10 protein-coding genes are annotated in these 11,723 nt (G+C 69.0%); 5 read left to right on the top strand and 5 right to left on the bottom strand.

What is annotated here, in order from left to right; translation table 11 throughout:
* Positions 1–3 precede the first annotated feature (3 nt).
* The 5 genes from AC6CQV_RS02355 to AC6CQV_RS02335 form a co-directional block, all read right to left on the bottom strand.
* Positions 4–1,299, bottom strand: a complete 1,296-nt coding sequence (locus AC6CQV_RS02355; RefSeq protein ID WP_060960986.1) for an ABC transporter permease — start codon at positions 1,297–1,299, stop codon at positions 4–6.
* Positions 1,296–2,627, bottom strand: coding sequence for an ABC transporter permease (locus AC6CQV_RS02350; protein ID WP_498260146.1), 1,332 nt, complete (start codon positions 2,625–2,627; stop codon positions 1,296–1,298). Before AC6CQV_RS02350 ends, AC6CQV_RS02355 begins: the two co-directional genes overlap by 4 nt.
* Positions 2,624–4,138 carry an ABC transporter ATP-binding protein gene (locus AC6CQV_RS02345; protein ID WP_060960988.1) on the bottom strand — a complete coding sequence of 505 codons (1,515 nt, stop codon included), beginning with the start codon at positions 4,136–4,138 and terminating at the stop codon, positions 2,624–2,626. The genes AC6CQV_RS02350 and AC6CQV_RS02345 overlap by 4 nt, the downstream gene beginning before the upstream one ends.
* Positions 4,139–4,239: 101 nt before the next feature.
* Positions 4,240–5,370, bottom strand: a complete 1,131-nt coding sequence (locus AC6CQV_RS02340) for a BMP family lipoprotein (protein WP_060960989.1) — start codon at positions 5,368–5,370, stop codon at positions 4,240–4,242.
* Between the two features lie 161 nt (positions 5,371–5,531).
* Entirely contained in the window at positions 5,532–6,647 is a 1,116-nt protein-coding gene (locus tag AC6CQV_RS02335; protein ID WP_498260145.1) for a mannose-1-phosphate guanylyltransferase, read from the bottom strand.
* Positions 6,648–6,886: 239 nt separating this feature from the next.
* Between AC6CQV_RS02335 and sdhC the strand changes: the two genes are divergently transcribed.
* From sdhC to AC6CQV_RS02310, 5 genes are all read left to right on the top strand, one after another.
* Complete coding sequence (gene sdhC, locus AC6CQV_RS02330; RefSeq protein ID WP_005048122.1) at positions 6,887–7,321, top strand: succinate dehydrogenase, cytochrome b556 subunit; 435 nt, start codon at positions 6,887–6,889, stop codon at positions 7,319–7,321.
* Positions 7,321–7,791 carry a succinate dehydrogenase hydrophobic membrane anchor subunit gene (locus tag AC6CQV_RS02325; protein WP_060960991.1) on the top strand — a complete coding sequence of 157 codons (471 nt, stop codon included), beginning with the start codon at positions 7,321–7,323 and terminating at the stop codon, positions 7,789–7,791. The genes sdhC and AC6CQV_RS02325 overlap by 1 nt, the downstream gene beginning before the upstream one ends.
* 39 nt (positions 7,792–7,830) lie before the next feature.
* The gene (sdhA, locus tag AC6CQV_RS02320) at positions 7,831–9,657 is read left to right on the top strand and encodes a succinate dehydrogenase flavoprotein subunit (protein ID WP_060960992.1); all 1,827 of its coding nucleotides are present in this window, start codon (positions 7,831–7,833) and stop codon (positions 9,655–9,657) included.
* Complete coding sequence (locus AC6CQV_RS02315) at positions 9,657–10,430, top strand: succinate dehydrogenase iron-sulfur subunit (protein WP_060960993.1); 774 nt, start codon at positions 9,657–9,659, stop codon at positions 10,428–10,430. The genes sdhA and AC6CQV_RS02315 overlap by 1 nt, the downstream gene beginning before the upstream one ends.
* Before the next feature lie 69 nt (positions 10,431–10,499).
* A complete protein-coding gene (locus AC6CQV_RS02310; protein ID WP_498260144.1) occupies positions 10,500–11,690 on the top strand; it encodes a YihY/virulence factor BrkB family protein in 1,191 nt (396 codons plus the stop codon).
* Positions 11,691–11,723: the final 33 nt, after the last annotated feature.

The following is an 11,723-nucleotide window of genomic DNA, read 5'->3' as shown; positions in this document are numbered from 1 at the left end:
AGGTCACTCCTTGATATAGGGCTTGCCGGATGCCGCGGGCCCGCGGATCTGACCGGCGAAGCCGGCGACCGCGAGGATCGTCACGACGTAGGGCAGCATGAGCATGAACTCGCTGGGGATCGGTGTCTTCAGGATCGTCAGCAGGTTCTGCAGGTTGGTCGCGAAGCCGAACAGCAGCGCGGCGAGGGTCGCGCGGATCGGGTCCCAGCGACCGAAGATGACCGCCGCGAGGGCGATGAAGCCGAGTCCGGCGGTCATGTCCTTGCCGAACTGCGGCACCGAGACGAGCGTGAAGTACGCGCCGCCGATGCCGGCGATCGCGCCGGCCAGCGACACGTTCCAGAACCGGGACGTGTTCACCTTGATGCCGACCGTGTCGGCCGCCTGCGGGTGCTCGCCCACCGCGCGCAGGCGCAGGCCCCACCGCGTGCGGTAGAGGCCCCAGGCCACGAGCGGCACCGTCACGAACATGAGGTACACGATGAAGGTCTGGTTGAACAGCACCGGGCCGAGGATCGGGATCTCGCTCAGCACCGGGATCTGGATGCGGCCGAAGCGCTCGGGGGTGTTGAGCTGCTGCTCGTTGGGAGCCAGCAGCGCGCCGTACAGGAAGCCGGTCAGACCGGTCACGAGGACGTTCAGCACGACACCGACGATGACCTGGTCGACGAGGTACTTGATCGCGAACGCCGCGAGCACGAACGAGACGAGCACGCCTCCGACCATGGCCCCGAGCAGCCCGATGAACGGGTTGTGCGTGATGCTGGAGAGCACGGCGGCCGAGAACGCGCCGAGCAGCAGCTGCCCTTCGATCGCGACGTTGACCACGCCCACGCGTTCGCCGATCACACCGCCGAGCGCACCGAAGACGAGGGGCACCGAGAGCGAGACGGCGCCGAACAGCAGGCTCGAGACGGGCACGAACCCGTCGGCGGCGGCCCACACCAGGAACGCCACGACGCCGAGGACGCCGAACGCGATCGTCAGCCACAGGGACGGACGCCGGTAGGTCCATGCCCGCCAGGCCGCACCGAGGGTGAGCACGATCAGCACGGCCCACAGTGCCCAGGCGGTCGGCGCGGTGGGGACGCCCACGTCGGGCAGGCCGAAGGACTGCGACGGGTCGCCGAGGCGGAAGGTCGAGATGCCGTCGCGCGGCGCCAGTCCGAACAGCGCCGCCAGCAGCACGACGATCACCGCGAGGACGATGGGCGCCTTGAAGTGGCGCTCCCGGACGACGGCCAGCTGGATGGTGCCGTCGCTCTGCTCGATCTGGGCTGCCGGTGTCGAGGCGCTCATGCGGCCACCGCCTTCTTCGCGGCCTTCGCTCGCGCTTTGGCCGCCTTCTCTGCGTCGGTCTTGGGAAGGAAGAACACGGCGCGCAGCAGCGGCGGCGCCGCGATGAACAGCACGATCAGCGACTGCACGACGAGCACGATGTCCACGGGGATGCCCTGGGCCTGCATCGAGAAGGATCCCGCCTTGAGTGCGCCGAAGAGGATGCCGGCGGCCAGCGTCCCCCACGCGCGGCTGCGCCCGAGGAGGGCGACGGTGATCGCGTCGAAGCCGATGCCGGCGTCGATCGTCGCGCCGAAGCCGGTCGTGACGGTGCCCTGGACCTGGTTCATGGCGGCGAGTCCGGCCAGACCGCCCGCGAAGAGCATCGCGTAGATGTAGAGGCGGTCCACGCTCATGCCCGCGGCCCGGGCGGCGCGCGGGTTCTCGCCGACGGCGCGCAGCCGCAGGCCGAGGCTCGAGCGCTCGATGAGCCACCACACGAACACGGTGGCCGCGAGCACCACGACGAAGCCCCAGTCCAGCTGCGGGAAGAGCGGGCCGAGGAGGTCGGGGAACTGCGCGGAGGCGGGCGTGGGCCTCGTCTGCGGCTGGTTGGTGCCGGGCGCCTGCAGCAGCCCGGGCGTGCGCGTCATCCAGAGCAGGAGGTAGAACGCGACGTAGTTGAGCATGATCGTGAGGATCACCTCGTGCGCCCCGGTCTTGGCCTTCAGCAGGCCCACGAGGCCGCCCCAGAGCGCACCGCCGACGATGCCGGCGAGCAGCGTGAGGGGAAGGTGCAGCCACATCGGCAGATCGAGGTTGAAGGCGAACAGACCGGCGAAGATCGCACCGACGAGCATCTGACCGCGTGCGCCGATGTTGAACAGTCCCGCACGGAAGGCGAGAGCGACGCCGAGGCCGGCCGCGATGAGCGGCGTCGCGAACCCGAGCGAGTTGGTCAGGGGGCGGATCTGCGCCGCGAAGTCGGCGCCGCGGGCGTTGAACACGGCACCCCGGAAGAGCGCCTCGTAGCCGTTGTAGACGGCCTGCCAGATCGCGACGAGGGTGTCGCCGGGCCGCGCGAAGAAGTAGGAGGATGCCGCCTGCACGTCCTTGTTGGTCACGGCGATGAGGATGCCGCCGACGATCATGGCGAGCACGATGGCCAGGAAGGTCGTCACCGCGCTGCCGCGCAGCAGCTCCTTGAGGAAGATCCCCGACCGCGTCGGCGGGAACTCCTCACCCTCGCGGGGTGCGGGCTCGCCGGTCAGCGGGCCCGTCGCGCGGGGCAGCTCGGCGTCGCCGTGCGGCGCGCCCCCGCCGTCGTTGATGGGCGTCGATCCGCTCATGCGGCCACCTCCGGGTCGTGTGCTCCGGCCATCATGAGACCGAGGGTGTCGCGGGGCGTGTCACCGGGGACGACGCCGACGATCGTGCCGCGATACATCACGGCGATGCGGTCGGCGAGCGCGCTGACCTCGTCCAGCTCGGTGGAGACGACGATGACGGGGATGCCGGAATCGCGCGTCTCGATGATGCGACGGTGGATGAACTCGATCGAGCCGACGTCGACACCGCGGGTCGGCTGGGCGACGACGAGCAGGCGGAGCTCGCGGCTCATCTCGCGGGCGATGACGACCTTCTGCTGGTTTCCGCCCGAGAGGGTGCCGGCGAGGGTGTCCGGTCCCTGCGTGCGGATGTCGTACTCCTGGATGCGGTCGCGGGCGAACGCGTCGATCGCGCCCCGGCGCAGCGTGCCGGCGGCGGCGAAGGCCGACTCCGCGGAGCGGTCCAGGATGAGGTTCTCGGCGACGGAGAACCCGCCGACGAGGCCGTCCTCCTTGCGGTCTTCGGGGACGAACCCGACGCCTTCGTCGAGGATCGCACGGACGTTCTTGCCGACGAGCTCGGTGCCGTCGAGGCTGATGGAGCCCTCGACGCGGGCGGCCAGCCCGACGATCGCCTCGACGAGCTCGGTCTGCCCGTTGCCCTGGACGCCGGCGACGGCGAGCACCTCACCGGGACGCACCTCGAGGTCGACGTCGTCGACGACGATCGCACCGGATGCCGTGAGCACGCGCAGCCCGCGCACGCTCAGCCCGCCCTCGCGCGTCTGCGGCGCCTCCTTGTGCACGGTGAGCTCGACGGCGCGCCCGACCATGAGGGAGGCGAGCTCGGCGTTCGTCGCGGTGGGCGACGCCTCGCCGACGACCTTGCCGAGGCGGATGACGGTGATGCGGTCCGCCACTTCGCGGACCTCACGCAGCTTGTGGGTGATGAAGACGATGGAGGTGCCCTCGTCGCGCAGCTGGCGCATGATCGCCATCAGCTCGTCGGTCTCCTGGGGAGTCAGCACGGCGGTCGGCTCGTCGAACACGAGCACCTTCGCGTCGCGCGAGAGCGCTTTGATGATCTCGACGCGCTGCTGCACGCCGACGGGGAGGTCGCCCACGAGGGCGTCGGGGTCGATCTCGAAGCCGAAGCGCTGCGCGACGCTGCGCACGTGTGCACGGGCGGCGTTGAGGTCGAGACGGCCGAAGGCCTTGGTGTCCTCGTGGCCGAGCATGACGTTCTCGGCGACGGTGAAGACGGGGATGAGCATGAAGTGCTGGTGGACCATGCCGATGCCCGCGGCCATGGCGTCGCCGGGGCCGCGGAAGTGCTGCGCCTGGTCGTCGAGGAGGATCTCGCCCTCGTCGGCGCGATAGAGGCCGTACAGCACGTTCATGAGCGTGGACTTGCCGGCGCCGTTCTCGCCGAGGAGCGCGTGGATCTCCCCGGATTCGACCACGAGATCGATGTGGTCGTTGGCGACGAGGCTGCCGAATCTCTTCGTGATCCCGCGGAGCTCGAGCTTCATAGATGCACCCTACCTGGGTCGGAATTTCTGGCGGAAGGCGGACGAACGGAACTCGGGGCGAGCAGCTTGCGGCTGCTCGCCCCGAGTGCGTCCGCGTCAGATCAGGAGCCGGCGGGCGAGTTCTTCGACTCGACCTTGATGGTCCCCGCGATGATGTCGTCCTGGAGCTTGGTCAGCTCGTCGGTGAGACCGGCCGGCAGCTTCGACTCGAAGTCGTGGAAGCTCGAGAGCTTGACGCCCTCGTTCTTCAGCGTGCCGACGTAGGGGGTCGGGTCGAACTCGCCCTTGGAAGCCGCGATCGTCGCGTCGTACACGGCGACGTCGATGGCCTTCATGATCGAGACGAGGGTGACCGAGGCGACGTTCGGGTCGGCGACGGCGAGGTCGCTGTCGACGCCGAGCATCAGGGTGTCCTTGCCGCTGTCGGCGATCGCCGCCGCTGCGCTCTTGTAGATGGGTCCGCCGACGGGGAGGATGACGTCGACGCCCTGGTCGAGAACGCCCTGCGCGGTCTGCTTGGCCGTGTCGTTGGCGTCGAAGGCTCCGGTGAACGAGCCCTTCTGCTCAGCGCTGTCCCAACCGACGACCTGCACGTTGGCGCTCTTGTCCTCGTTGTACTTCTTCACGCCCTGCTCGTAGCCGTCCATGAAGACCGCGACGGAGGGGATCTGCATGCCGCCGAAGGTGCCGACCTTGTTCACGCCGGCCTGCGCCGACCATGCCGCGGCGGCGTAGCCGCCCAGGTAGGCCGCCTCGGCGGTGTTGAAGACGAGGGGCTTGATGTTCGGGGCGTCGGTCTTGCCGTCGAAGTCGGTGTCGGCGTAGTCGTCGATGATCGCGAAGTCCAGCGTCGGGTTCGCCTTGGCGGCCTCGACCGTGGCGGCGGCGAGCTTGAAGCCGACCGAGATGATCAGGGTGCAGCCCTCGGAGATGGCGGTCGTCATGTTCGGCGCGTAGTCGTTGTCGTTGGTCGACTCGAACTCGACGGCCTGGATGCCGAGCTCGCCGACGGCCTTGTCCATGCCGTTCTTGGCGGACTCGTTGAACGACTTGTCGTCCCAACCGCCCGCGTCCGAGACCAGGCAGGGCTTGAAACCGTCGACGACGGTGCCGCCCGCGGCTCCCGTCCCGGTGCTCGCGGCGTCAGGGGCCGAGCCGCAGCCGGCGAGGGCGATGATGAGCCCCGCGGCAGCTGTGATGCCGGCGAGCTTCTTGGTGGTCGAGATGGTCAATGCAGCCTCCACATTGATAGACCCACGGATTTCGCGGGCGCACGGATCGAAGTTACCTACTGTGACGTGGGATTTGCACGCTGCACACCCGGGTGCGGGCGAAAGGTTACAAAGACGCAATCAAGCGGACACGCAGGCGGCATCCTGCCCGTCGCCGCGACTCAGAGGACGTCGCCGCGACCCGTCAGCTTCAACGCGTCGACGACGCCCTTGACGCGCTGGGCGTGCTCGCTGGTGGTCACCAGGAGCGCGTCCGGGGTGTCGACGACGACGATGTCCTTCACGCCGATGAGGCTGATGACGCGGTTGGTGTGGCTGACGACGATGCCGCTCGCGGCATCCGAGAGGATGCGGGCGTTCTCGCCCAGGATCGCCAGGTCGTTCTTGCGTCCCCCGCTGTTGAGCTTGGCGAGGCTGGCGAAGTCGCCGACGTCGTCCCAGTCGAAGTGCCCCGGCACGACGGCCAGCCGCCCCTTCTCGGCCGCCGGCTCCGCCACGACGTAGTCGATCGCGATCTTGGGCAGCTTCGGCCAGATCCGGTCGACGGCGGGTCCCCGCCGCTCGCGGTCGTCCCAGGCCTCGGCCAGCTCGAGCAGTCCCGCGTGCAGCTCGGGGTTGTTGGCCGCGATCTCGGCGAGCAGCACATCGGCGCGCGAGATGAACATGCCCGCGTTCCAGAGGTAGTCGCGGTCGGCGAGGTACTTCTTCGCCGTCTCGAGGTCGGGCTTCTCCACGAAGCGCTCGACCAGCGACGCATCCCGCGCCCCGTCGACGATCAGCTCACCGCCGCGCTTGATGTAGCCGAACCCCACGGCGGGCTCCGAGGGGGCGATTCCGACGGTGCAGATGTAGCCCTCGCGCGCGACCTCGACGGCGTCGCGGACCGCGAACTCGAACACGCGCGTGCCGCGGATCACGTGGTCGGCGGCGAACGAGCCGATGATCACGTTGGGCTCGCGGCGGTGGAGGATCGCCGCGGCCAGGCCGATCGCGGCCGCCGAGTCGCGCGGCTCGGACTCGAGGAAGACGTTGTGGTCGGGGATGCCGGGAAGCTGCTCCTCCACCGCGGCGCGATGCGCGCGCCCCGTGACGACCGCGATGCGGTCGGCGCCGGACAGCGGCGCGAGGCGGTCCCACGTGTCGCGCAGCAGCGAGTGGCCCGACCCGGTGAGGTCGTGCAGGAACTTGGGCGCATCCGCGCGGGAGAGGGGCCACAGGCGGCTGCCGACACCCCCCGCGGGGATCACGGCGTAGAAGTCGTCGATCGGATCGGCCATGCAGACAGGCTAGCCGTCGGCGGGTGACGCACCCGTTTCCGAAAGAAGGCGGTTTCATTCCGGTTCTCTCGATATCGAGAGAACTTAGGGTCGCCTTCCTCGCCCATGTCTCGAACGCCGACCTAGGATATGAGTGCGCCCGTGTGCGACGCCGAGGGTCCAGTGCCGTTGTGAACCCCGGGGCCGAAGTCCTGCCCCCGCCGTACCGAGGTGTCCGTTCACACCAAGGGAGGACGACCGTGTCTGCACCAGCACGCGTCACACCGTCGGTAGCACAGACCACGTCCAAGACGCCGCGCGGAACGCTCTACCGCGGCAACGAGGGCATGTGGTCCTGGGTTCTGCACCGCATCACCGGCGTCGCCATCTTCTTCTTCCTGCTCGTGCACGTGCTCGACACCGCGCTGATCCGCCTCTCCCCCGAGGCGTACGACGCGGTCATCGGCACGTACAAGAACCCGATCATGGGCTTCGGCGAGGTCGCCCTCGTCGCGGCGATCGTCTACCACGCCTTCAACGGCCTGCGCATCATCGCGGTCGACCTGTGGCCGTGGGCGACCCGTCACCAGCGTCAGCTGTGGTGGGGCGTGCTGGGCCTGTGGGTCGTGACCGTGGGCGGCTTCGCCGCACGCCACATCCCCATCGTGCTCTCGAACATCGGAGGCGGTCACTGATGTCCACCCTCACCCCGAGCGACGAGCAGGCCATCCCGGCGCCGCGCACCCCTCAGGTGCGCAAGAAGGGCGCGAACCTGGAGAAGGCCGGCTGGATCTACATGCGCGTGTCCGGCGTGCTGCTGGTCGTGCTCATCTTCGGCCACCTCTTCGTCAACCTGATGCTGGGCGAAGGCATCCACGGCATCGACTTCGCTTTCGTGGCGGGCAAGTTCGCGAGCCCGTTCTGGCAGGTCTGGGACGTGTTGATGCTGTGGCTCGCCCTCATCCACGGCGCGAACGGCATGCGCACGATCGTCAACGACTACGTCGTCGGCGCCACCACCCGCAAGGTGCTCGTCTGGGCGCTCTGGGTCGCGGCAGGGTTCCTGATCCTGCTCGGCACCCTCGTCGTGTTCACCTTCGACCCGTGCCTGGGCGTGGAGAACTCGACGACGGACTGGCTCATCCAGATGTGCGCCGCACGCTGACACCGCACAAGACGACGCAGAAGACAAGGCATCCCTGACGTGACTACCCAGCATCCCGAGGCCGTCCTGAAGGACGGCGTGTACTACCACGAGTTCGACATCGTCATCGTGGGCGCCGGCGGCGCCGGCATGCGCGCCGCGATCGAGGCCGGGCCCGGCGCCCGCACCGCCGTCATCACCAAGCTGTACCCGACCCGCTCGCACACCGGTGCGGCGCAGGGCGGCATGGCGGCGGCGCTCGCGAACGTCGAAGAGGACTCCTGGGAGTGGCACACCTTCGACACCGTCAAGGGCGGCGACTACCTCGTCGACCAGGATGCCGCGGAGATCCTCGCCCGCGAGGCCATCGACGCCGTCATCGACCTCGAGAACATGGGCCTGCCGTTCAACCGCACCCCCGAGGGCAAGATCGACCAGCGCCGCTTCGGCGGGCACACGGCCGACCACGGCAAGACCCCGGTCCGCCGCGCGTGCTACGCCGCCGACCGCACCGGACACATGATCCTGCAGACGCTGTTCCAGAACTGCGTGCGGCTCGGCATCAACTTCTTCAACGAGTACTACGCGCTCGACCTGATCACGGTGAAGGATGCCGACGGCAACACCCAGGTCGCCGGCGTCGTCGCCTACGAGCTGGCCACGGGCGACCTGCACGTCTTCCACTCCAAGGCCGTCATCTTCGCCACGGGCGGTTTCGGCAAGATCTACAAGACGACCTCCAACGCGCACACCCTCACCGGCGACGGCGTGGGCATCGTGTGGCGCAAGGGCCTGCCGCTGGAGGACATCGAGTTCTTCCAGTTCCACCCGACCGGTCTCGCGGGTCTCGGCATCCTGCTCACCGAAGGCGCCCGCGGCGAGGGCGCGATCCTCCGCAACGCCTCCGGCGAGCGGTTCATGGAGCGCTACGCGCCGACCATCAAGGACCTCGCCCCGCGTGACATCGTCGCCCGCTGCATGGTCAAGGAGGTGCTCGAAGGCCGCGGCGCTGGTCCCCACAAGGACTACGTGTACCTGGACTGCACCCACCTCGGGGCCGAGGTGCTGGAGACCAAGCTCCCCGACATCACCGAGTTCGCGCGCACCTACCTGGGCGTCGACCCCGTCACCGAGCCGGTGCCGGTCATGCCGACGGCCCACTACGCCATGGGCGGCATCCCGACCAACAACAACGGCGAGGTGCTGCAGGACAACGACACCGTCGTGCCCGGCCTCTACGCCGCCGGCGAGTGCGCGTGCGTGTCGGTGCACGGCGCCAACCGCCTGGGCACCAACTCGCTGCTCGACATCAACGTCTTCGGCAAGCGCAGCGGCCGCAACGCCGTCGAGTACGTGCAGACGGCCGACTTCGTGCCGCTGCCCGAGGACCCGGCCAAGGAGGTCCGCGAGATGCTCGAGGGCCTGCGCGCGAACGCGGGCACCGAGCGCGTCGCGGTGCTGCGCAAGAAGCTGCAGGAGGAGATGGACGCCAACGCCCAGGTCTTCCGCACCGAGGAGACCCTCACCAACGTGATGGGCACCATCCACGACCTGCGCCAGCGCTTCAAGAACGTGCACATCGACGACAAGGGCAAGCGCTTCAACACCGACCTGCTCGAGGCCGTCGAGCTCGGCTTCCTGCTCGACCTCGCCGAGATCGTCGCGTACGCCGCCCGCAACCGCCGCGAGAGCCGCGGCGGCCACATGCGCGAGGACTACCCCGACCGCAACGACGAGCAGTACATGCAGCACACGATGGCCTACCTCACGGGCGACCCGCACTCCCCCGACCCCGAGGACCACATCAAGCTCGACTGGAAGCCCGTCGTGTTCACGAAGAACGACAAGGGCGAGTTGAACTACCCCCCGATGGAGAGGAAGTACTGATGACGACCGCCATCGTCGAACAGGACGTCGTCGCCGAGACGACCGGTGAGGCTCCGATCCAGTCGTACCTCGTCACCTTCATCATCCGTCGCTTCGACCCCGAGACCGACAGCGAGCCGCGCTGGGTCGACTACGACGTCGAGATGTACCCCACCGACCGGGTGCTCGACGCGCTGCACAAGATCAAGTGGGAGGTCGACGGCTCGCTCACCTTCCGCCGCTCGTGCGCGCACGGCATCTGCGGCTCCGACGCCATGCGCATCAACGGCCGCAACCGTCTGGCGTGCAAGACGCTGATCAAGGACCTCGACATCTCGAAGCCGATCTACGTCGAGGCGATCAAGGGCCTGCCACTGGAGAAGGACCTCGTCGTCGACATGGAGCCGTTCTTCGCGTCGTACCGCGAGGTGCAGCCGTTCCTCATCGCCAACAGCAAGCCCGAGGCCGGCAAGGAGCGCATCCAGTCGATCGTCGACCGCGAGATCTTCGACGACACCACCAAGTGCATCCTCTGCGCCGCGTGCACGTCGTCGTGTCCCGTGTTCTGGACCGACGGGCAGTACTTCGGCCCGGCCGCGATCGTCAACGCGCACCGCTTCATCTTCGACTCGCGCGACGACGCGGCCGATGTGCGCCTGGACATCCTCAACGACAAGGAAGGCGTCTGGCGCTGCCGTACGACCTTCAACTGCACCGAGGCGTGCCCCCGCGGCATCGAGGTCACCAAGGCCATCGCCGAAGTCAAGCAGGCCGTGCTGCGCGGCGGGCGCTGAGACGACCACGGATGCCGGGTCCCGCGCCCCGGCGGGGGCCACGGCATCCACGATCGCTACTCTGAACGGGTGACGGATTCGTCGGAACGCGCGGACGCCGTGTGGCGCGCGCGCTGGGAGCAGTCGCCGCTGCGCGAGCGGCTGGACGAGCCGATCGAGCGCGCGACGAAGATCACGCGCAAGACCCTCGCGTGGTTCCCGATCCGCGTGTGGCGCCACTTCCTGAGGGCGAACGGGTTCCTGCTGGCGGCGGCGATCAGCTACCAATCGCTGTTCGCGATCTTCGCGGTGATCTACTTCGGCTTCGCGATCGTCGGCATCTGGCTCGGCGGCAGCGAGCAGGCGATCGACGGCCTCATCCAGATCGTCAACCTGTACATCCCCGGACTCATCGGCAAGCAAGACGGGCAGGGCCTGGTCAGCGAGGCGGACGTCGCGCAGATCGCCCAGGAGTCGGCGAGCGTGCTCGCCATCACCGGTGCGGTCGCCTTCGTCGCCGCCCTGTGGACGGCGATCGGGTTCGTCACCTTCACCCGCCGCGCGGTGCGCGACATCTTCGGCCTCCCGTTCGACACCCGCAGCTACGTGCTGCTGAAGGCGCGCGACTTCCTGGCCGCCGCCCTGTTCGGTCTGGCCCTCGTCGTCGGCGCGGTGCTGGCCACCATCGCGGCCGGGGCGATCGAACTGCTCTTCCGGCTGTTCGACTGGCCCGACTACTCGGGGTGGGTGTGGGGCACCGGCCGGGTCGCCTCGGCGGCGGTCGCCTTCGCGATCAACACCGCGGCGATCGCCGCCCTCATCCGCTTCCTGACCGGGACGTCGCTGCGGTGGCGGCTCATCGCCCCCGGCGCCGCGCTCGGCGGCGCCGCGATGGTCGTGCTGCAGTACGGCGCCGGCATCCTCCTGTCGTACTCCCCCTCCAACCCGCTGCTGGCCACGTTCTCCGTGTTCGTCGGCTTCCTGCTGTGGTTCCGCCTCGTGGGGATCGTGATCCTCGTCGCCGCCTCGTGGGTGGCCCTCACGGCCCAGGACGCCGACGTCCCGATCGAGCAGCTCAGCGAGGACGAGCAGCGCCGCCGCGAGCACGCCGCACTCCTCCTCGCGGCCCGCATCCGCGTGCGCGACGCGCATCTGGCGCGCGGCGAGGCGCCCTGGTGGGGCCGGTGGAGCGCCACCCGCGAGCTGCGGCGCGCCGAGGACGACCTCGCCCGCATCGAGGCGGACACACCGCCGCCGCGGCGCGGGCTGCTGCTGGACTGACCCCGACGTCGCCCGAGCCGGCCGTGTCGGAGA

The organism is Microbacterium sp. EG9 (genome assembly GCF_059759475.1).
This window is presented reverse-complemented; position numbering and strand designations above follow the sequence as displayed.

Coding starts and splice junctions, on each gene's coding strand:
- AC6CQV_RS02350 (WP_498260146.1), bottom strand. CDS start 2,627: ATGAGCGGATCGACGCCCATCAACGACGGCGGGGGCGCGCCGCACGGC.
- AC6CQV_RS02325 (WP_060960991.1), top strand. CDS start 7,321: ATGTCCACCCTCACCCCGAGCGACGAGCAGGCCATCCCGGCGCCGCGC.
- AC6CQV_RS02335 (WP_498260145.1), bottom strand. CDS start 6,647: ATGGCCGATCCGATCGACGACTTCTACGCCGTGATCCCCGCGGGGGGT.
- AC6CQV_RS02315 (WP_060960993.1), top strand. CDS start 9,657: ATGACGACCGCCATCGTCGAACAGGACGTCGTCGCCGAGACGACCGGT.
- AC6CQV_RS02345 (WP_060960988.1), bottom strand. CDS start 4,138: ATGAAGCTCGAGCTCCGCGGGATCACGAAGAGATTCGGCAGCCTCGTC.
- AC6CQV_RS02355 (WP_060960986.1), bottom strand. CDS start 1,299: ATGAGCGCCTCGACACCGGCAGCCCAGATCGAGCAGAGCGACGGCACC.